Genomic DNA, 20,188 nt, shown 5'->3' on the forward strand with positions numbered 1-20,188 from the left:
TCCGTACGAGGAGAAGCCGGCCATGTCGACGTCGCCCACACCCTTGAAGACAGGTTTCGGGGTCCCGTTCTCGGGGCCCTGGGCCACACCGGACAACCAGGTGCGCATCGCACGGCGCGCCGAGGAGCTCGGGTACGCGTCACTGTGGACCTTCGCCCGCCTGATGTACCCGCTCGACAGCACCGATCCGCACTGGCGCCTGCCCTACCGCGAGGTCCCCGAACCCATTGTGTCGCTCGCCTACCTGGCGGCCCACACGCGCACCGTCCGGCTGGGGGTCGCGGTCATCAACATGCCGTTCTACGCCCCCGCCATGCTCGCCAAGCAGCTCATCCAGCTCGACCTGGTCTCCGACGGCAGGATCGACATCGGTGTCGGCACCGGCTGGTCCGAGGAGGAGTACCGCACGATCGGCGTTCCCATGGAGCGCCGGGTGGGCCGCACCACCGAGTATCTGAGCGTCGTGCAGCAGATCTGGCAGCACGAGGTCTCCGAGTTCAAGGGCGAGTTCACCGAGATGCCGCGCGGCCTGGTGCTGCCGCGGCCCGTCCAGCCCCGGCTGCCGGTGCTGCTCGGCGGCACCACCGAGAAGGCGCTGCGCCGCGCCGGCCGTATCGCCGACGGCTGGGTCAGCCCCAGCTTCGCCGACCTGGCGCAGATGGGCCGCGCCATCAGGGTCGTCAAGGAGGCCGCGGCCGAGGCGGGCAAGGACCCCGACCTGGTACGCATCGTGTGCCGTGGGTCCACCAGCGTGCGTCCGGACGCGGGTCGGGACCGGGCGCCGCTGACCGGCACGCTCGACCAGATCCGCGGCGACTTCGGCCGGCTCGCCGAACAGGGCGTCACGGAACTCTTCGTCGACCTCAACTTCGACGAGGAGATCTGCGCCCCCGACGCCGACCCACGGCGCTCGATGGCCCGTGCGGAAGAGGCCCTGGAGGCGCTTGCGCCGGGCGCCGGCGCCTGAGAGGGCCGAGCGGCAGGGCCGCCTGGGCGCCCGGGCCGCGGCAGGGCGGAGAGCGCGGCGAGCGAAAAGGCCGCGATGGCCCGGCACCGGTGGCCGGCGCCACGGTGGCCCGGGCCCCGGCGCCCGGCCTCGGACTCCGGCTCCGGTGGTGGGCCTTCGCAGGCCGGGCGGTGGGTGGCCCGGAGCCCCGTCCGCCGCCGTATGCAGGCCGGTCCCGCCGGCCCCGCGGCCCCCTACGGCGCCCGTCGGCCACCCACACCGGCGTCCTCACCATGCCCAGCCCCACCACGCCCTGCCACGATCCGGAAGGGATCACGATGGACCTGTTGGAGACCGCCCGCGCGACCGAGGACCCGGTGCGAAGAATCCCCGCCGGGTACATGTTCGCCGCCAAGACCACCGCGCGCGGCGCCGAACTCGGCTTCGCCGGCAAGGACTTCTACTTCGCCGGGCGGGGCGGCGTCCTCGGCGACGTGCACGCCGACGTCGTCACCGCGGCGTTCACGTTCGTGCACCCGGCCGCCGTGCGCACCGCGTGGGAGCGCAGCCGCGACGTCCTGCCCCGCGCCGAGGCGGCCGCCGCGTTCGCCGCGTGCCGCGACGCATGGGCCGACGAGCACATACCGGACGACTTCCCCGCCGTACGCGCCGCCGAACTGCTGCACCGCGTCGTCGAGGACGCCTCGCCCGTCCTCGCCCCCGTCTTCGCGGCCGTGCGCGCCCTGCCCCGGCCCGCCGGACCCAGGGCCCGGCTGCTCGCCGAACTCAACCTGCTGCGCGAGGTGCGCGGTGCCCGGCACATGACCGCCGTGGTCGCCGAGGGGCTGGACGTCGGCGACGCCGTGCGCCACCGCTCTCCGTATGTCATGGACCTGTTCGGCTGGCCGGGGCCGATCCCCGCGGAGCGGCTGGCCGAGACGGTGCTGCGCTGGGAGGCCGCGGAAGAGCGCACCCAGCACCTGACCGCGCCCGTCTTCGCCGCGCTCGCCCCGCAGGAGCGGGACGAACTCACCGCTCTGCTCGACCAGTTGCTCGACGCCACCCTGTGACGCCGCGCATCCCACGCCTGGAGGAGTAACCGATGCAGCAACGCACACTCGGCAGCGAGGGCCCCGCCGTCGGCGCGATAGGGCTCGGCTGTATGGGAATGAGCTGGGCCTACGGCGGGACGGACCCGGACGTCGACAGGTACGTCCGCATCGTCCGGGCCGCCGTGGACCGTGGCGTCACCCTCGTGGACACCGCCGACGTCTACTCGGACGGCGACAACGAGTTACTCGTCGGACGGGCCCTGCGCGGCCTGCGCGACCGCGTCACGCTGGCCACCAAGGTCGGCATGGTCGTCACGGACCGGGCGACGCTGGCCATGCGCCCGAACGGCCGGCCGGACCACATACGCCGCGCCGTCGAGGCCAGCCTCAAGCGCCTGGAGACCGACGTCATCGACCTCTACTACCTGCACCGCATCGACCCCGATGTGCCGCTTCAGGAGTCCTGGGGGGCGATGGCCGAGCTGGTGGCCGAGGGCAAGGTGGTGCGGCTCGGGCTGTCGGAGGTCACCGTCGAGCAGGCCGAGTCGGTGCACCGCATCCACCCGGTGGGCGTGGTCGAGTCCGAGATGTCCCTGTGGACCAGGGAGCCGCTCGGGCGCCGTGCCTGGCCGGCCGAGGAAGGGGAGAGGGAGGGCCGGGACGGCATCGTCGACTGGTGCGCCGCGCACGGCGCCGGCTTCGTGCCGTACGCGCCGCTCGGGCGGGGCTTCCTCACCGGCGCCATCACCACCGCCGCCTTCGCCGACGGCGACTTCCGCGCCGGCAACCCCCGCTTCCGCCAGGACGCCATCGACGCCAACCAGGTCATCGTCGAGCGGGTCAAGGAGGTCGCGGCCCGGCACGGTGCCACGCCCGCGCAGATAGCCCTGGCCTGGCTGCTGGCCAAGGGCGGGCACATCGTGCCGATACCCGGCAGTGACCGGCGGCGGTTCCTGGAGGAGAACGCCGCCGCCGCCGACATCCGCCTCACCGCCGAGGACCTGCACCGGCTCGACATGCTCCCCCGCGCGGCCGGCGCCCGTTACTGACGCCCCGGGCGTGGAAAGGAGCCGGCCGATGACGCGACCCAGCAGCAGGCCCGGCGGGCCCCGCCGGGTGCTCTTCCGTGAGATCCGCGTGTTCGACGGCGAGGGCGTGACCGAGCGCACCCGGGTACTCGTCGACGGGGCACACATCGCCGGCGTGGGACCCCGCATCGAGGCCCCCGCCGGCACCGCCGTCCTCGACGGCGCCGGGCGCACCCTGCTGCCCGGCCTGATCGACGCCCATGTGCACATCGCGCCCGGAGCCTCGGCGCAGGCGCTCGCCTTCGGCGTCACCACACAACTCGACATGTTCGCCGACCCGGCGCAACTGCCGCAGCTGCGCGCCGAGTCGGCGCGGCGCCCGGACGTGGCCGACCTGCGCTCCGCGGGCACGGGCGCCACCGTCCCGGGCGGCCACCCCTGCCAGATGGTCGGCCTGGGCCTGTTCCCGCCCTTCCCGACCGTCGAACGCCCGGAGGACGCCCCCGGCTTCGTCGCGGCCCGCATCGCCGAGGGATCGGACTACCTGAAGGTGTTCGCCTCCGGCGTGCCGGGCGAGCCGGGGCGGCCCGGTCTGCCGGAGCCGGTCCTGGCTGCGCTCGTGGCGGCCGCCCACGACCGCGGACTGCTCGTGCTCGCGCACGCCACCGACGCGGCCTCGGCGGTCCGCGCCGTGGCGAGCGGCGCCGACGGACTCGCCCACCTGCCGTTCGACCGGGCCCTCAGCAGCGCGGAGGTGGCGCTGGTCGCCGCCTCGGGCGCGTTCACCGTGCCCACCCTCACCATGGCGGAATCGTTCTGCCAGGTGCCCGGCGGTGCGCGGTTCGCCGAAGACCCCCGCATCCGGCGCCGGCTGAGTGCCGAGGCGCTCGATCGCCTGCGCTCCGTCATGACCCCCGCGCCGCTCGACCCCCGCCACCGGCCCGAGCACGCCGCGCGTTCCGTGCGCGCGCTCGCCGACGCCGGCGTCACCGTCCTCGCCGGCACCGACTCACGCGCTCCGGGCACCGCCCACGGGGCGAGTCTCCACCGCGAGCTGGAGCTGCTGGTCGGCGCCGGCCTGAGCGCCACCGAGGCGCTGGCCGCCGCCACCTCCGCACCCGCCGACCGGTTCGGCCTGGACGACCGCGGCCGGATCGCGGCCGGAGCGCGCGCCGACCTGGTGGTGACCGAGGGCGATCCCACGGTGCGGATCACGGACAGCCGCAACCTGGTGGCCGTCTACCGCGCGGGCGTCACCCTGGGCGGGGCGGCGGAGGGCCTTGTCGGGGCCGGCCACACGGTCGGGAGCGTCTGATGGCGGCCCGCCCCGCACGGTCCACGGCCGCCCGACCGGGCCGGATCCGGTGGCTGCTGACCGGTGCCCTGCTGCTTCCGATGAGTCTCGTCATGAGCCTGGACCGGTCGGCCATGACGGTCGCCTCGCCCATGATCCAGGAGGCGACGGGCCTCTCGCTCGGCGCCATGTCCATCGTTCTGACCAGCTTCTTCTGGACGTATGCGGCCTTCCAGATCCCCGGCGGACTGGCCGCGGAACGGTTCGGACCGCGGCGCACCCTGGCCGCAGCGTCGCTGTGGTGGTCGGTGTTCACGCTGCTCACGCCGTTCGGCAGCGGCCTCGTCACGCTCACGGCCCTGCGGACGCTGCTCGGCGCGGGCCAGGCCGCCGACATGCCCGCCGCGGTCCTCACGCTGTCGCGCTGGTTCCCCAAGGCGGAGCAGGCGCGCGGCAACTCACTGATGCTCGCCGGGCTGTACCTCGGCCCCGTCATCGGCACACCGCTGACGGTCTGGATCGTCTCGGCCCTCGGCTGGCAGGCCGCCTTCTACGGGTACGGGTCGGTGGGTGTGGTCATCGCCACGGCCTGGTGGCTGCTGATGCGGGACACCCCCGCCGCACACCCCTGGGTGGGCAGGGCGGAACTCGCCCACATCACCGCCGGCCGCCCCGCCGAACGGCATCCGGCCGGGCTGCGCTGGCGGGCTTTCGCCTCCTCGGGCCAGTTCTGGGCCCTCGGCGCGCAGTACGCGCTGCTCTGCCTGATGCAGGGCTTCTATGTGACCTGGCTGCCCACGTACCTGGTGCAGGCGCGTGACTTCTCCCTCGCGCGGATGGGTTTCGGCGCCTCGCTGCCGTGGCTCGCGATGCTGCTGACCGCCCTGGTCACCAGCGCCGTCGGCGACCGGCTGCTGCGTCGCACCGGTTCGCTGTGGGCCGCCCGGGTGCCGCTGGCGGCGGGCGGCAGCGTCGCCGCGGGGGCGTTCCTCATGCTGGCCGCGTACGCGTCGGGCCCCTGGACGACGATCGCGTTCCTGACGGCCGGCCTGGGCGCCCTCGGCGTCGTGCAGGTGCAGGTGTGGGCCTGCTGCCAGGACCTCTCCGGCCGCTATGCCGCCGTGCTCACCGGCTGGACCACCACCTGGGGCAACGTCGCTCTCGCGGCCGGGCCGATGCTCACCGTCCTGCTCGTCGACGCCGGTGCGGACTGGGACGCGGCGCTGGCCGTCCTCGGCTGCGCGGGGCTGCTCTCCGCGGTCACGTGGCGGTTCGTGCACCCGGAACGGCCGTTGCACCGGCCCGGACCGGCGGCGGTACGCGTGGCGTCCGGCCGCCCGCGGACGGGCGGTGCGCCCGACCCGTCCGGCACGGCCGCGTCAGGGGCCCCGCCGGCGGCCGGGTGACCTGGCGCGGCCCGGGGCCCCTCCCGACCGCGCCGGGAGGACCGAACACGTCGGTGGGCGCCTCACCGCCACGCCACCGGGCGCGCGGGCCGGTGCCCGCGCCGGTCCCTGACAGGCCGCCGGTCCCGGCCCGGGTGTCATCGACGCTCATGGGCCAGTCGGGAAGCCGGCCGCGGTGTCACCGAGGCCCATGGCCGGCGGGCCCGCCCCCGATGAAGCGCCCGTTCCCCAGCGGCCACCGGGTGGACCAGGAGGCGATGTCCTCCCCGGCGACGCCCGCCGCCCACAGGACGGACTGGCGCAGCAGCTGGCGGAACCCCGGATTGCCCCAGGCGCGGGCGTCGTGGCCGAGGGCCGTGTAGCACACCCGGCCCGCGCCGTGCGCGTGGGCGTAGGCCACCGGCTGCGGGCCCCCGGGGGTGTCGCGCTCGGCGAGGACGTCGAGCCCCGCCACACAGTCGATGAGGTAGTACTCGTCGTCGATGGCGAAGTCGTCCAGATGACGGGTCACCGGGTGGCCGGGGCGCACCCGGACGTCGAAACGGCCCTCGGAGCCCGCGTCGCCGTGCGAGAGGTAGCGGGATCCCACGAGGTCGATGGCCGCCCGGTCCGCCTCGACGCCGCCGGGGCCGAACCCGAAGAGATTGCTGGCGTGCACGGCCACCACGCCCTTGCCCTCCTCGGCCACCAGGGCGGACAGCGCCCGCTGCTCGGCCGGGTCGAAGCGGGGCCCTGACAGGTACAGCACATAGACATCGGCCTCCGCGGTGGCCGGCATCGGGTCCGTGAACCTGCCCACGCCCACACCGCGTGCCGCGGGGATGCCCGCCTCGATCACGATCTCCTGGAGCGCCAGGGCGGCACCGATCAGGTCGTGGTGCAGGTCCGTGCCGTCCACGAGCACCAGCGCGGACGGGACTGCTCGCAGCTTCAACGCCTACCTCCGGTCCCTCGGGTGTCACACGCTCCCTCCGGTGTCACATCCGACGGGGACGATACCAGGCAGGGGCAATACCAAGAGATACCAATAAAGATCCAAGACGATACCACTTGTACCACGGGCGGACACCGAGTAGCGTCCGAACGCATCCGCGCTACCCCGGGAGAGCAGCAGTGCCGACCGTCCTGACCAGTCATCTCGGATACAACACAGAAGCGTCGAAGAAAGCGGTGGTGCTCTGCCCGGAGCCCACCGAGGTCCTGGCGGCCGCCCTCGTCGAGACGGCGACGGGCTCCCGGACCGAGCTGACGCCGGGCCCGGAGCAGACCGTGGACCGGTGGTCCCTCGGCACCTTCCGCCGCATCGACTTCAGCCACGTCGGCACCCCCGGCAGCTACCGCGTCGAGATCCGCACCCCCGACGGCACCCACCGCTCCGAGCCCTTCCCGATCGGCCCCGGGCGCCTGCAGGCCGCGACACTCTCCGACTGCGTCAACTACTTCAAGGCGGTGCGCTCCAGCGGCGAGATCGACCGCAAGGACCGTGCGGCCCGCTTCTACGACGACGACTCCGGCCGCACCGTGGACGCCCGGGGCGGCTGGCTCGACGCCTCCGGCGACTTCAGCAAGTTCCTCAGCCACCTCAACTACACGCGGATGATGAGCCCGCAGCAGACTCCGCTGTGCGCGTGGGCGTTCTTCGCCGCGCGCGACGAACTGCGCACCACCCACCCGGAGCTGGCGACTGCCCTGAGCGCCCGGCTGCGCGACGAGGGCCTGCACGGCGCCGACTTCCTGGTCCGCTTCCAGTCCCCGGAGGGCTACTTCTACACGGCGATCTTCGACGCGCTCACCAAGGATCTCAAGGAACGCGTCATCAACGCCCCGCTCCAGGACAGCGTCCGCACCCAGCGCTGGCAGGCGGCCTACCGGATGGGCGGCGGCCTCGCCATCGCGGCGCTGGCCCGCGCGTCCACGGCCGAGGACCACGGCGACTTCACCTCCGGCGAGTACCTGGCCGCTGCCCGGCGGGGCTTCGTGCACCTTGAGGAGCACAACACGGAGTACCTGTACGACGGCACCGAGACCGTCCTCGACGACTACTGCGCGCTGCTCGCGGCGACCGAGCTCGCCGCCGCCTCGGAGGCGGCCGACCGCGCGCCGTTCCTGGCCGCGGCCGAGCGCCGCGCCGCCTCGCTCGCCGACCGTTACACCGACTCCGGGCGCGGCTTCGGCCATCTGCGCGGCGACGCGGAGGGCCGGCCGTTCTTCCACGCGGCCGAGCCCGGCCTGCCGGTCGTGGCCCTGCTGCGCTTCGCCGAGGTCTGCCCCGGCTCGCCGCTCGCAGGCCGGGCCAGGTCGACCGCGCTCGCCCTGGCCCGGGACGCCGTGTTCCTGGCCGACGAGGTCGCCAACCCCTTCGGCTGCGCCCGCCAGTTGGTCCAGCCGCTCGGCGGGGAGCCGCGCACCAGCTTCTTCTTTCCGCACGAGAACGAGACCGGCTACTGGTGGCAGGGCGAGAACGCGGGGATCTGCTCCACGGCCTACGCGGCCCTGCGGGCCGCCGCGCTGCCCGAGTGCGAGGAGGGCCTGCGGGACCGGCTGCGGGTGCTGGCCGAGGACCAGCTCCAGTGGGTGCTCGGACTGAACCCCTACGACAGCTCGATGATGCAGGGCCGCGGCCGTAACCAGGCCGAGTACTCCGCCATCTACCAGAACGTCCCCGGCGGCATCCTGAACGGCATCACAGCCGGCATCGATGACGAGCACGACATCGCCTTCATGCCCCCCGAGGAGGTCGCCAAGGGCGTCACCTGGCGCTGGGCAGAACAGTGGATCCCCCACTCGGCCTGGTTCCTCCTGGCCTCCTCGGCAGCCCGCTGACCCCGAGGCCCCCGGGCGGCCTTCGCATCGGGGGTGCCCCGTCCAGGGGCGCGGGGGACTGTGCGCTCAGCCCCCGCCGGCCGGTGCGTGGCCGAGAACCGCAAGGGGGCTGGGCGCGACAGCCCGCCGTAGGCGGGAAACGCAGAGGCCGAGAACTCGGCGCACCGCACCACAACGGCTCACCCGCGCGCCCGCGCGTCCAGCAGACGACGCGCGAGAACCACCCCGCCGGCGACCGGCGGCACGCCGAGCACCCGCAGCGTCAGCGAAGGATGGGACGCCGCCAGCCGGTCCCTGAGACCGTCGGCGAGCCGCGGCTGGCGCACCAGGACGCCGCCCGCCGCCACGACCGTGGCCCCCACGGCGCCGCGGGCGGTCAGCCGGGTCACCAGCGTCTCCAGGTGCCCCGCGGCCTCGTCCACCACCCGCGCGGCGAGCGCGGATCCGGCGTCCGCCGCGCGGAACACGGCCGGCGCGCCCGGACCCCAGTGCCCGGGCTCCGGGCGGTCGTTGACGCTCCGGGCCAGCGCGGGCGGGTCCACGGCACCGAAGTGCGCCAGCAGCGCGGACATCAGCCCGTCGTCGCCCAGCCCCGCGTCGTGCGCGGCCAGTGCCGCACGCGTCGCCTCCCGTACGATCGCCGGCGCGCTGCCCTCGTCGCCGAGCACCCAGCCCCAGCCGCCCGCGAACAGCACCCGCCCGGCGGCGTCCGTCCCGACGCCGATGGAGCCGGTGCCCGCGATGAGGCCGATCCCGTGGTCCAGTCCGGCGGCCGGCACCAGCAGGGCGGCGTCGTTGACGACCGCCGCCGGCACCCCGCCCTCCGCCTCCACGGCCGCTGCCAGGCGGGCGCAGTGCTCCTGGGTGTCACAGCCCTGCGCCCCGATCCCCACGGCGGCGATCTCGTCCCCGCCGGGCACCGCCGCCCTCACCTCCGCCACCAGCCGCCTCGCCGCGGCGCCGACGGGCGACGCCTCCCAGCCGCCGGAGGGGCGGCGCACCTCGGCGCGCAACTCCCCGTCCGGCGTGGCCACCAGGATGTCCACCTTGGTGCCGCCCACGTCCGCGCCGACCACCACCCTCATGGGCGCGGCCCCCCGGACGCCACCTTGATGTCGGCGTTGTGGAACACGAACTCCTCTATCTCGACACCCCGTAGTCCGGCGACGGCCTCCACCAGGATCTGGGTGACCAGGACCTCCACGACGGCGCGCTGCGCAGCCGGCAGGGCGGGCACCCGCACCTGGTGGACCAGCGGTGCCCCGGCGACCGGTTCAGCGGTGACGAGCACGGCCGGGTGCCCCGAGCGGGCCAGGGTCTCGGCGATCGAGGCCTCCCGGGCCCCGCCGAAGAGGACGTGCGCACTGTCCCCGGCGGACTCCATGGAGCCGTGCAGGTACTGCCGGGTGCTCATGCCCGTCGACTGGATCCGGGCGATCTCCCGGAACAGCAGGGCGCTCTCCTCGGCCGAGCCGACCGCGGGGCCGCTGCCCACGAAGTCCGCCGAGGCCGTGGCCGTGAACAGCGGCGCGAGCGCGCGCACCTGGTCGGTCAGGTCCCGCTCGGCGGCCGCGAACACCTCCGCCAGCTCCGCCCACCCGGGGTGGACCGTGCCGCCGTCCCAGGCGTCGGCGAGCATCCCGGCCGCGACGACGGTGGCGGTGTAGCCGATCGTCGACGCATAGCTGTCCGGGATACCGCCCAGGCCCAGGACGACCGGGGAGACATCGGCGATGGGGGAGGGGACCGCGTTCACGACGGCGTACCGCTGCGCCGCGGGCACCGACTCCAGCACCGCGAGCGTCTCCGCGCTGCGCCCGCTCTGCGAGACACCGAACACGGGGTGGCTGCTGCGCGGGAACGGCAGCGGATGGTCCCCGGCGCCCAGCCGCCAGGAGTGCACGCCCCGGCTGCGCAACTGCCAGACCGGGGCGCAGACGGCGGCCAGACTGGCGCCGATGCCGACGAAGACGGGACCGGGCCCGGCCAGCCTGCCCTCCTCGGCGAGGGAGGTCACCTGCCCGGTCAGCCGGGTGACCGCCGTGGCGAGCTCACCCGCCTGCGTCGCGCGGGCCGCCGCGTAGGCGATGTAGCCGTCGCTCATGTGTGCTCCGTTCCTTCGGTCGCCGTCCTGGCCGTTGCCTTCGTGACGGCCGCGGTGGCCGGGGTGGACGCGTGGGGTCACAGGGGCTCCGCATCTGGTTCGGGGTGAGGGCGCCGTACGGCCTGGCCGGGGAGGTCCCGGCGTGCAGGGACCGGGCCGGCGTGGCCGCAAGGGCGGTGCCCCGGCCGGTGTCCCGGGGCGTGCCCCGGACGACCGCGGCCGAGGACGTGCTCCGGACGGCGGGGGTGGGGGATGTGCCCCGGACGGCTGCGGCCGGGGCGTTCGTCGCCGGCCCCGCCGCCGGCGCCGGGCGGACGGGGGCGGGGCTGCGGCTCATGCCCCCGCGCTTCGCGCGAAGGAGGTGCGCAGCCGGTAGCGGTCGCCCGCGTAGCGGATGGTGGAGGAGAGCAGCGGGCGCTGCGCCGGATCGCGGACGATCTGGCGCATCTCCAGAACAGGGGTGCCCGCGGCGATGTCGAGGTGTGCGGCGAGGTCCGCGTCGGCTGCGCGGGCCTCGATCGTGCTGTCCGCCCGGTCCAGTCGGTGGCCGCGGCCGGTGAGGACGTCGTACAGGGAGCCGGTGGTGAAGTCGACGTCGTCGAAGCCCTCGGCGACACCGGCGGGCACCAGCGACTCGTCCACGGCGATGGGGACGTTGTCGAGCATGCGCACTCGGTCCAGGCGGTAGACGGGGGTGCCCGGGGCGATCTGGAAGGCCTCGGCCTCGTCGAGGGTGGAGGGGCCCAGCGCGCGGCGCAGCACGCGTGACGTGGCCACGAGGCCCATCCGCTGTGCCGTCTCGGAGAACGACTCCAGGGTGTTGGGCCAGTCGCCGCGCTCCGGCGCGGTGACGTACCAGCCCCGGCCGTGCGCCGGTCGCAGCGCGCCCTCCTCGACGAGGGCCGTCAGCGCCTTGCGCAGGGTCACCCGCGAGATGGCCAGCATCCGGCACAGTTCACGCTCCGGCGGCAGCCGTGCGCCCGGCCGCACCTCACCGCTCTCGATGCGCGCCCGCAGGGCCGCCCTGGCCTGCGCCCACAGCGGCTCCGGGTAAGCGGCGGGCAGGGTCCGCGGGGTGTCCGCTCCGGTGGTCATCCGGCCACCCGGAGCGCGTCCGCGAAGGTGCCGCCGATGAACCCGGAGCCGAGGGGGCCGACGCCGATCACTGTCTCTCTTCCTTCTCGTGCCGCCCGCGGCCGCTGCTGCGGACCCGGTCGACTTCCATGATAGCAAGTGGTTTTGCTTTGGTCTTATAAAGGTAAGCGTGGTGTACAGTCCGGTGTTCTGTCACCGCCCGGCCCGCCGTCCTGCCCGATTCCGGTCAGCCGGTGTCATGCCTCGCCCAGCAGCCGGTCCATCGCGCCGTCGAGTGCCTGGTCGACCACCTGGAGCGCGGGGTCCGCGTCGTAGTGGGCGAGCACCTCGCGGGCGCCCTCGGCGAACGACACCTCGGGCGCGAAGCCGGGGACGAGTGCCCTCAGCTTGGCGGTGTCGAAGAGCATCGAGTGCCGGAAGTCGTGTTCGAGCACCTCCCGCCAGCCGGGCACCTCCTCCGCGATCGACTCGCTGGAGCGGTGCCGCAGCACCGGGCGCCGCACCCCCGCCGCGGCGGCCAGCGCCAGGTGGATCTGGTCCCAGGTCAGGATGTCCCCGCTGACGACGTTGACGCTCTCGCCCACCGCGTGGCCGTTGCCGAGCAGCGGCACGAAGGCGCACGCGAAGTCCCGGGAGTGCATCAGCGACCACAGGGAGGTCCCGTCGCCGTGCACCACCACAGGACGGCCCCTGCGCATCCGGTCGATCGCGGTCCAGCCCGCGAGGCTCGGTATCACCGTGCGGTCGTAGGTGTGGAAGGGCCGCACGATCGTCAGCGGGAAGTCCGCCGTGCGGTGGGAGTCCTCCAGGAGCACCTCGCAGGCGATCTTGTCGCGTGCGTAGCCGAAGACCGGCTGGCGGCGCGGGCTGGACTCGGTGATGGGCAGGCTCGGCACCGGCCGCCCGAAGACTGAGCAGGTGCTGATGAACACGTACTGTCCCGTGGCGCCGGCGAACAGCCCCGGGTGGCCGCGCACGTCGTCGGGCGTGAAGCCCACCCAGTTGACGACGGCGTCGAACTCCTCGCCGCCCAGCGCCCCGCGCAGCGCCGCGGTGTCCCGGACGTCCGCGGCGAGCCGCCTGACCCCGGGCGCGAGCGGCCGGCGCGGCTCGCCCCGGGTGACCACCGTGACCTCGTTGCCGCGCCGTACCGCCTCGGCGGCCGCCGCCGAGCCGATCATGCCGGCGCCGCCCAGGAAGAGCACCTTCATGCCCGCTCCTTCCACGCGGCGCGCCCGCCGCCGTTGCCGCCGCGCGTCAGGCCCCGGCCCACCAGGTGGTCGTGGCTGCGGCGCAGCGCCTCGAACGTGTCGACGTGCAGCCGCTCCAGCTCGACGATGTGCCACCGGATACCGGACGGCACGCCGAGTGCCCGTGCCCAGTCGATCCGGCCCTCGCCGATGGGCACCATGACGTCCTCCTCGTAGCTGACCGCGGGGCCGTCCTTGACGTGCACGAGGCGCACCCGGTCACCGAGGCGGGCGATCACCTCGGCCGGGTCGGCGCCACCCATCAGGGCCCAGTACGCGTCCAGTTCGACCAGGACGCGCTCGTCGAGCTCCTCCAGCAGCAGGTCGTAGGCCTGACGGCCGCCGAAGACCTGCGAGAACTCCGCGAAGTGGTTGTGGTAGGCGATCCGCATGCCGTGCCGGGCGGCACGCTCCGCCGCCTCGTTCACCCGCGCCGCGCCGCGCCGCACGGAGTCCGGGGAGTCGAACTCCTCACGCTCCATGCTCCACACCAGCACCTCGGCGCCGAGTTCCGCGTTCTCGTCGAGGATCGCCTCCGCGCGGGGCCCGGCGGGGAACGGGGCGTGGGCGCTGGTGAGGACGAGTCCCGCGGCGTCGATCGCGCGGCGCACCCGGGCCGGCCCGAAGTGCTCCACCAGGCCGTAGGTCTCGATGCCCGCGTAGCCCAGGCGGGCCAGCCGCTCCAGGGTGCCCTCCAGGTCGGCACGGGCCTGGGCGAGCACCGTGTACATCATGACGCCGAGGTCGGCCGGCATCGTTCCTCCTTGCTGCGGCACCCGGCACCGGCCGGTCGTGGGACCGGCCGGTGGCCGTGGCGGCCACGACGGGGGTGGCGGACGGTCGGGCTCATACGGGCTTCAGCCGCAGCGCGACGACGGGGTTGGGCACCGGGCTGAAGTAGGGGTTCTCGGGCGAGGGGAAGCCAGTGACCTTGGCGGTGCTCCAGTTGCCGGGGCTGCTCCAGTAGAACATCGGTATCCACGGCAGGTTCTCGACGAAGATCCGCTCGATCTTGTCGACGATCTTCTGGCGCTCGGCGTCCGTGGCCGCGTTCGGGTACTGCTTGAACAGCTGAGCGGCCTCCTTGTTGCGGAACCGCTCGATGTTCTGGTAGGTCGGTGTCGACTTCCCGATCGGGTAGTACAGGTTCGGGTTGCCGGTGTCGTTGTAGAAGTTGAAGGCGCGCGGCGCCGGGCCCACCGGGTAGCCCATCGTGGAGTCGAAGTCGCCCTTCGCGGTGAGGTCGTTGATGTCGTTGACCGTCGTGGTGTCGATGGTCAGCTTGATGCCGATGTCCTTGAGCTGGGAGACGAGCACCTGCACGCGCGAGGCGATGTCGGTGTACGCGGACGGGAAGCTGATCGAGAACTCGACCCGTTTGCCGCCCTTGTGGTAGTAGCCGTCGCTCCCCTTGGTGTAGCCGGCGTCGGTCAGCGTCTTCTCCGCCTTCGCCTTGTCCTGGACGAAGTCGACGCCCCGGTACTGCGGTGCGATCGAGTCCTTGTACGCGGGCATGGGCAGCCCCGTGACGCTGGTGGCGGGCACGTCGTGGGTGGCCGCCGCGACCTGCCGCCGGTCCACCCCGAGGCTGATGGCCCTGCGCACCGCGAGGTCGCTGAGGGGCCACCGCTCCAGGTTGGGGATGAGACCGTCCGTGCCGGCCAGCGGCGCCCAGTAGTGGTTGTCCTTGCTGCGCGACAGGTACACCTTGTCCGCGTTGGCGATGTAGGTGCCGCCCCAGTCCGCCTGGCCCTGGACCAGTGCGTTGGTCATGCTCTGGTTGTCCTTGTAGGCCACGAAGCGGATGCTGGTGAGCGCGGGCTTCTGCTGCCAGTAGTGCTCGTTGCGCTCCAGCACGTAGCTCTGCGCGGAGAACGAGCCGAGTTTGAACGGCCCGGTGCCGACCGGGTTCTTGTCGGGGTACGTCGTCGGGTCGCCGGCCTTCGACCAGATGTGCCGCGGCAGCATCGGCGCCGAGACGATGTTCGTGAAGAACTGCTCGGACGGCTCGGCGAAGGTCATGACGACCTCGGTGGGCCCGTTCGCCGCGACGGTGTCGAACTTGATCCCGTTCACGTTGAGCGCCGGGTGCTTCTTCAGCAGCTCGAAGGTGAACACCACGTCGTCGGCGGAGAACGGCTTGCCGTCCGTCCACGTCACACGGGACCGCAGCGTCAGCGTGAGCTTCTTGTTCCCCGCCGACCATGCCCACTTCTTCGCGAGCCAGGGGATGTCCTTGCCGATGTCCACCGTGTTGATCTGCACCAGCGGCTCGTAGATGAACCCGCCCGACCCCTGGTTGGTGTAGGTGAGACCCTGCGCCGAGTGCGGTAGGAACGGGTTGAAGACCTGGGTGAGGTTGTCGGACTGGCCGGCGACGACCAGGGTGGTGCTGCCGCCGCCCGAGCCGGCGCCCGCCGATGGCGAGCAGGCGGCCAGGGCGACGCCGCCGGCGGTCGCCAGGGCGCCCGCGAGGACGCCGCGTCTCGTCGGCTTCCCGAGAACGGTGCCGGCCGCACGGGCCGGGGGTGGTGGAGTGCTCACGGTGCATCTGCTCCTTGTGCGTGTGGACGGGGGGCGGCGCTCTGGGGCCGGGTCACCGCCCGGCGGGTTCGGCGGGCGCTGCGGTGCCCGCGGTGAGGCCGGCGACCGCCGTGGCGTTCTCGGCCCGCTTCGCGCGGGCCTCGGGGTCGTCGGCGTACAGCCAGCAGCGGGCCGTGTGGCCGCCGGGCAGGTCGAACGCGGGCGGCGCCTCACGTGCGCAGCGGTCCATGGCGAAGGGGCAGCGCGGGTGGAACCGGCAGCCCGTGGGCGGGTCGATGAGGCTCGGCGGCTGCCCGATGTCCCTGACCCGTGGCGCTCCCGCGCGCGACGGGTCGGGCGCCGAGGAGATCAGCAGCTGGGTGTACGGGTGCGCCGCCCGCTGCGTCACCGCCTCGGACGGTCCCGACTCGACGACCTCCCCGGCGTACATCACCGCCGTGTCGGCGGCGAAGTAGCGGGCGGAGGCGATGTCGTGGGTGACGTAGAGCATCGCCGCGTTGCGCTCCTCGGTGAGGCGGCGAAGGAGGTTGAGGATGCCCAGGCGGATGGAGACGTCCAGGCTGGAGACCGGCTCGTCCGCGAGGAACACCGCGGGGCTCGCCGTGAGCGCCCGCGCGATCGAGAGGCGCTGCAACTGCCCGCCGGACAGCTCGTGCGGGTACTTCTCCGTGAACTGGCGCGGCGGCACGAGGTTGATCTGTTCGAGCAGCCCGTCGATGACGGCGTCCTGTTCCTTGCGGCCGCTGCCCGGGTGGTGCAGGGCGACCGCCCGCCGCAGGGTGCTCGCGATGGTGGCCACCGGATTGAACGACGCGAAGGGGTCCTGGAGGATCAGCTGCACCTCGCTGGTGTACGCGCGGAACGCACGCCCGCGCGCCGGCCGCACCGGTTCCCCGTGCAGCCTGAGCTCGCCGCCGGTCAGCGGGTGCAGCTGGGCCAGCAGCCGGGCCAGCGTGGACTTGCCGGACCCCGACTCGCCGACGAGGGCGGTGATCCGGCCCGCGTACAGGCTCAGCGACACGTTCTCCACGGCGTGCACCACCCGCCGGCCGCCGCCGCGCCGTTGCAGCGCACTGCGCACCGGGAACCGCTTGGTCACGCCCACGGCCTCCAGCACCGGCTCACCGGCGGGCCGCTCGGCGCCGGCCGCGGGCGCGGTGCCCACCCCGGGAGCCGAGCCCTCGGCACGCGCGGTGTCCTCGGCACGCGCGGTGTCCTCGGCACGCGCGGTGTCCTCGGCACGTGCGGGTCCCGCTGGGCGGGCACCGCCGCCGGTCGTCTGCTCGGCGCTCACTGCATCTCACCCATCGCCAGTTCGGTCTCCGTGTCGTCGCCGCGGGCGTGCTGCCCGTCGCCGTCCGCGTACAGCAGGCAGGCCGCCGAGGCGGCTTCGCCGTCCGGCTCCTCGATCCGGTACAGGACGGGCTGCCGGGTCGAGCACGCCTCGAACGCGACCGGGCAGCGCGGGTGGAAGGCACACCCGGACGGCATCCGGCGCAGGTCGGGCGGCGACCCGACGATGCCGGTCAGCTCGCGCTTGGGGCCGCCCAGCGTCGGGAACGACGCGAGCAGGCCGCGACTGTAGGGGTGCCGGGGCCGCCGGTAGAAGTCGGCGGCCGGAGCCGTCTCGACGATCCTGCCGCCGTACATCACCGCGATGGTGTCCGAGAGCTCGATCAGCAGGGACAGGTCGTGGGTGATGAAGACGACCGAGAAGCCCAGTGTGTCCTTGAGCTCCATGATCTTCTCGATGATCTGCCGCTGGATGACCACGTCGAGCGCGGTCGTCGGCTCGTCCATGACGATGATCTCGGGGTCCAGGGCGAGCCCGACCGCGATCATGGCCCGCTGCCGCATCCCGCCGGACAGCTCGTGCGGGTAGGAGTCCGCGCGGTCGGCGGGGATGCCCACGACGCCGAGCAGCTCCACGATCCGGGCCGCGCGCTGCTGGGCGGTCATGTGCGGACGGTGCGCGGTGAGCACGTCCTCGATCTGCGCCCCGATCCGCATGATCGGGTTGAGTGCGTGCATGGCCGACTGGAAGACGATCGACAACTCCTCCCAGCGGAACTCCCGCAGCTCGTCGTCGGCCATCGACAGCACGTCCACGCTCTCGCCGCCGGGCGCGGTGTAGCGGATCTCGCCCCGGGAGACCTCCGCCGGGGGCCGGTGCAGCCGGGTGATGGCGTACGCGAGGGTGGACTTGCCGGAGCCGGACTCACCCGCGATGCCCAGCACCTCACCACGCCGCAGGGTGAACGACACGTCGTCGACCGCCCGGACCCGGCCGCCCTCGCCCGCGTACTCCACCCGCAGGTCCCGCACGTCGAGCACCACGTCGGTGCTGTCCTGGGTGAAGCGCACCGCCGGGGGCCGCGGCGCGGTGCCGCGGGCGGAGCGCCCGGGACGCCGGGTACGGCGGCGGCCCGCCTGGGCCCGCTGGGCCTTCTTGGTGCCGATGCCGGCCTGCCGCAGCCGGGGGTTGATGAACTCGTCGATGCCGAAGTTCACCAGCGACAGGGCGGTGCCGAGCAGTGCGATGGCGAGGCCGGCCGGCACGAACCACCACCAGGCCCCGGTGAGCAGCGCGCTGTTGACCTGCGCCCAGTAGAGGATGGTGCCCCACGACCACTGGGTCACATCGGTGAGGCCGAGGAACGCGAGGCTCGCCTGGGTGAGGATCGCGGCGGTGACGGTCCCGAGGAACGAGGCGGCGATGACCGCGACCTGGTTCGGCAGGATGTCCCGGAGGATGATCCTGGAGGTCCGCTCACCGGTCGCCCGCGCCGCCTCCACGAAGTCCCGCTTGCGCAGCGACAGCGTCTGGGCCCGCAGCACCCGGGCGCCCCACGCCCAGCCGGTCACCGAGATGACGAGGATGATGCCGAGCGAGCCGCTGTGCGGAAGGTACGCGGCGAGGATGATCGTCAGCGGTAGGCTGGGCAGCACCAGGAAGACATTGGCGAGCAGGGACAGCAGTTCGTCCCCGAGGCCGCCGACATAGCCCGCCGTGACCCCGACGAGGACCGACAGCAGTGTCGTCACCACGGCGGAGCCGAAGCCCACGAGCAGCGAGGCACGGGCGCCGTAGAGCATCTGGGAGAGGACGTCCTGCCCGTTCTGGGTGGTGCCCAGCAGATGAGCGGCGGACGGCCCGGCCGTCACGTCGTGGCTGACCGCCGACGGGTCGTACGGGGCGATCCACGGGCCGATCACCGCCACCACGAGGAAGACCACCGTGATGACCAGGCCGGTGCAGGTGAGCGGCGAGCGCAGCAGGCGCAGCCAGAGCCGCGCGTGGCCGGCCGGGGACGTGGTTGCCGCGTCCGCCTCGGCGACGGCGGCTGCAGGTACGGCCATGGGTCAGCTCTCCCTCGTCCTCGGGTCGAGGAACACATAGGCGATGTCCGCGAGCAGGTTGGCGACCAGCACCAGGACGGTGATCAGCAGGAAGATGGCCGACATCAGCGGGTAGTCCGCCGACTGGGCGGCCTTGAAGAGCACCGTGCCGATGCCGGGGTAGTTGAAGACGACCTCGGTCACGATGGAGCCGCCGACGACGAAGCCGAGCGACATCGCGAACCCGGAGAGCGACGGAAGCATCGCGTTGCGGGCGGCGTAGTGGTACATCACCCGCCGCCGGGACAGCCCCTTGGCCTCGGCGAGCCGGACGTAGTCCTCGCTCAGGGTGGTGACCATCATGTTGCGCATGCCGATCAGCCAGCCGCCGACGGACGCGACGACGATGGTGAGCGCGGGCAGCACCGCGTAGTAGAGCGCGCTGGACAGGAACCCGCCGGTGAACCCGATGCTCTCGGTGACCGCGTAGCCGCCGGACAGCGGGAACCACTTCAGGGTGATCGCGAAGACCAGCACCACGATGATGGCGAACCAGAAGTACGGGATCGACGAGAGGAACGTGGTGACCGGCACCAGCGAGTCCAGCCAGGTGCCGCGCTTCCAGCCGGCGAGCATGCCGAGGCCGGTGCCGATGACGAAGCTGAGGACCGTGCAGGCGGTGATGAGGATGAGCGTCCAGTACATGCTCTGCCCGAGCACCGTGCTCACCTTCGACGGGTAGTAGGCGTACGAGATGCCGAAGTCACCGGTGAACACGCTGTGCCAGTAGCTCAGGTACTGGTGCCACAGGCTCGCGTCCTTCTGCCCGAAGAGCACCCGGAGCGCCTGGACGGCGGAGGGGCTCAGCTTGCCGTGGAACTGGTTGATCAGGTTGTCGGCGGGATCGCCGGGCATGATGCGCGGAATCAGGAAGTTGAGGCTGATCGCCGCCCAGGCGGTCAGCACATAGAAGCCGAGCTTCGTGAGCACGGTACGCATCGCTCAGCTCCCCTCGGTGCGGCCCGCGTGTGACACGCCCCGGCCGGGTGGCCGCCCGGCGGACCCCAGGGCGCGGCGGATGCGGAACACGCGGGGTGTGCGGATGCTCACGAAAGCGCTCTGGTCCCTTGCCCGGAGGGCGTGATAGTCCTGGTGAGCGCGTATGTCACCGGTGTCCGCCCCCGGTCCGGTGCCCTCGGCGCCCGTTCCGTCCGCACCCGGTGAACCGAGGGCCACGGGGCGCCGAGCGCACTCGCACACGGCCTTCCGTGAGCCCGCGCCGCCGGCCCCCGCCGAGAGTGGGTCCA

General features: G+C 73.3%; 16 protein-coding genes and 1 pseudogene. 6 read left to right on the forward strand and 11 right to left on the reverse strand.

All coding sequences use genetic code 11. From position 1 onward, the window contains the following. Positions 1–22: 22 nt before the first annotated feature. From ACSMXW_RS35205 to ACSMXW_RS35225, 5 genes are all read left to right on the forward strand, one after another. Positions 23–967, forward strand: coding sequence for a TIGR03619 family F420-dependent LLM class oxidoreductase (locus ACSMXW_RS35205; protein WP_485802422.1), 945 nt, complete (start codon positions 23–25; stop codon positions 965–967). Between the two features lie 317 nt (positions 968–1,284). Then, complete coding sequence (locus ACSMXW_RS35210) at positions 1,285–2,016, forward strand: SCO6745 family protein (protein ID WP_485802424.1); 732 nt, start codon at positions 1,285–1,287, stop codon at positions 2,014–2,016. Between the two features lie 32 nt (positions 2,017–2,048). After that, positions 2,049–3,047, forward strand: a complete 999-nt coding sequence (locus tag ACSMXW_RS35215; RefSeq protein WP_485802426.1) for an aldo/keto reductase — start codon at positions 2,049–2,051, stop codon at positions 3,045–3,047. A gap of 28 nt (positions 3,048–3,075) precedes the next feature. Further along, positions 3,076–4,341: an amidohydrolase family protein gene (locus ACSMXW_RS35220; RefSeq protein ID WP_485802427.1), complete on the forward strand. Its 1,266-nt coding sequence runs from the start codon at positions 3,076–3,078 to the stop codon at positions 4,339–4,341. Beyond that, positions 4,341–5,726: an MFS transporter gene (locus tag ACSMXW_RS35225; protein WP_485802429.1), complete on the forward strand. Its 1,386-nt coding sequence runs from the start codon at positions 4,341–4,343 to the stop codon at positions 5,724–5,726. The genes ACSMXW_RS35220 and ACSMXW_RS35225 overlap by 1 nt, the downstream gene beginning before the upstream one ends. Positions 5,727–5,904: 178 nt before the next feature. On the opposite strand, the gene ACSMXW_RS35230 is transcribed toward ACSMXW_RS35225, so the two are convergent. Further along, positions 5,905–6,660, reverse strand: a complete 756-nt coding sequence (locus ACSMXW_RS35230) for a ThuA domain-containing protein (RefSeq protein ID WP_485802431.1) — start codon at positions 6,658–6,660, stop codon at positions 5,905–5,907. Between the two features lie 179 nt (positions 6,661–6,839). Between ACSMXW_RS35230 and ACSMXW_RS35235 the strand changes: the two genes are divergently transcribed. After that, the gene (locus ACSMXW_RS35235; protein WP_485802433.1) at positions 6,840–8,549 is read left to right on the forward strand and encodes a glycoside hydrolase family 9 protein; all 1,710 of its coding nucleotides are present in this window, start codon (positions 6,840–6,842) and stop codon (positions 8,547–8,549) included. A gap of 179 nt (positions 8,550–8,728) precedes the next feature. On the opposite strand, the gene ACSMXW_RS35240 is transcribed toward ACSMXW_RS35235, so the two are convergent. The 10 genes and pseudogenes from ACSMXW_RS35240 to ACSMXW_RS35285 form a co-directional block, all read right to left on the reverse strand. Further along, the gene (locus tag ACSMXW_RS35240; RefSeq protein WP_485802435.1) at positions 8,729–9,634 is read right to left on the reverse strand and encodes an N-acetylglucosamine kinase; all 906 of its coding nucleotides are present in this window, start codon (positions 9,632–9,634) and stop codon (positions 8,729–8,731) included. Continuing rightward, positions 9,631–10,653 carry an SIS domain-containing protein gene (locus tag ACSMXW_RS35245; RefSeq protein WP_485802436.1) on the reverse strand — a complete coding sequence of 341 codons (1,023 nt, stop codon included), beginning with the start codon at positions 10,651–10,653 and terminating at the stop codon, positions 9,631–9,633. Before ACSMXW_RS35245 ends, ACSMXW_RS35240 begins: the two co-directional genes overlap by 4 nt. 333 nt (positions 10,654–10,986) lie before the next feature. Beyond that, positions 10,987–11,748 carry a GntR family transcriptional regulator gene (locus tag ACSMXW_RS35250; protein WP_485802438.1) on the reverse strand — a complete coding sequence of 254 codons (762 nt, stop codon included), beginning with the start codon at positions 11,746–11,748 and terminating at the stop codon, positions 10,987–10,989. A 236-nt stretch (positions 11,749–11,984) separates the two neighbouring features. Next, positions 11,985–12,959 carry an NAD-dependent epimerase/dehydratase family protein gene (locus ACSMXW_RS35255; protein WP_485802440.1) on the reverse strand — a complete coding sequence of 325 codons (975 nt, stop codon included), beginning with the start codon at positions 12,957–12,959 and terminating at the stop codon, positions 11,985–11,987. Further along, positions 12,956–13,753 carry a sugar phosphate isomerase/epimerase family protein gene (locus ACSMXW_RS35260; RefSeq protein WP_485802442.1) on the reverse strand — a complete coding sequence of 266 codons (798 nt, stop codon included), beginning with the start codon at positions 13,751–13,753 and terminating at the stop codon, positions 12,956–12,958. Before ACSMXW_RS35260 ends, ACSMXW_RS35255 begins: the two co-directional genes overlap by 4 nt. A gap of 91 nt (positions 13,754–13,844) precedes the next feature. Beyond that, complete coding sequence (locus ACSMXW_RS35265; RefSeq protein WP_485802443.1) at positions 13,845–15,542, reverse strand: ABC transporter substrate-binding protein; 1,698 nt, start codon at positions 15,540–15,542, stop codon at positions 13,845–13,847. Positions 15,543–15,594: 52 nt separating this feature from the next. After that, positions 15,595–16,707 carry an ABC transporter ATP-binding protein gene (locus tag ACSMXW_RS35270; protein WP_485808499.1) on the reverse strand — a complete coding sequence of 371 codons (1,113 nt, stop codon included), beginning with the start codon at positions 16,705–16,707 and terminating at the stop codon, positions 15,595–15,597. Positions 16,708–16,832: 125 nt separating this feature from the next. Beyond that, a complete protein-coding gene (locus tag ACSMXW_RS35275; RefSeq protein WP_485808501.1) occupies positions 16,833–17,906 on the reverse strand; it encodes an ABC transporter ATP-binding protein in 1,074 nt (357 codons plus the stop codon). 6 nt (positions 17,907–17,912) lie between these two features. Beyond that, positions 17,913–18,902 (reverse strand): annotated as a pseudogene (locus ACSMXW_RS35280) (ABC transporter permease); the annotation flags it as partial. A 3-nt stretch (positions 18,903–18,905) separates the two neighbouring features. Further along, positions 18,906–19,880 (reverse strand): ABC transporter permease, encoded by a 975-nt coding sequence (locus ACSMXW_RS35285; protein ID WP_485802445.1) that lies wholly within the window; start codon positions 19,878–19,880, stop codon positions 18,906–18,908. Between the last annotated feature and the right edge of the window lie 308 nt (positions 19,881–20,188).

Source organism: Streptomyces sp. DSM 116793, from assembly GCF_057320905.1.

Coding starts and splice junctions, on each gene's coding strand:
- ACSMXW_RS35205 (WP_485802422.1), top strand. CDS start 23: ATGTCGACGTCGCCCACACCCTTGAAGACAGGTTTCGGGGTCCCGTTC.
- ACSMXW_RS35210 (WP_485802424.1), top strand. CDS start 1,285: ATGGACCTGTTGGAGACCGCCCGCGCGACCGAGGACCCGGTGCGAAGA.
- ACSMXW_RS35215 (WP_485802426.1), top strand. CDS start 2,049: ATGCAGCAACGCACACTCGGCAGCGAGGGCCCCGCCGTCGGCGCGATA.
- ACSMXW_RS35220 (WP_485802427.1), top strand. CDS start 3,076: ATGACGCGACCCAGCAGCAGGCCCGGCGGGCCCCGCCGGGTGCTCTTC.
- ACSMXW_RS35225 (WP_485802429.1), top strand. CDS start 4,341: ATGGCGGCCCGCCCCGCACGGTCCACGGCCGCCCGACCGGGCCGGATC.
- ACSMXW_RS35240 (WP_485802435.1), bottom strand. CDS start 9,634: ATGAGGGTGGTGGTCGGCGCGGACGTGGGCGGCACCAAGGTGGACATC.
- ACSMXW_RS35245 (WP_485802436.1), bottom strand. CDS start 10,653: ATGAGCGACGGCTACATCGCCTACGCGGCGGCCCGCGCGACGCAGGCG.
- ACSMXW_RS35250 (WP_485802438.1), bottom strand. CDS start 11,748: ATGACCACCGGAGCGGACACCCCGCGGACCCTGCCCGCCGCTTACCCG.
- ACSMXW_RS35255 (WP_485802440.1), bottom strand. CDS start 12,959: ATGAAGGTGCTCTTCCTGGGCGGCGCCGGCATGATCGGCTCGGCGGCG.
- ACSMXW_RS35260 (WP_485802442.1), bottom strand. CDS start 13,753: ATGCCGGCCGACCTCGGCGTCATGATGTACACGGTGCTCGCCCAGGCC.
- ACSMXW_RS35285 (WP_485802445.1), bottom strand. CDS start 19,880: ATGCGTACCGTGCTCACGAAGCTCGGCTTCTATGTGCTGACCGCCTGG.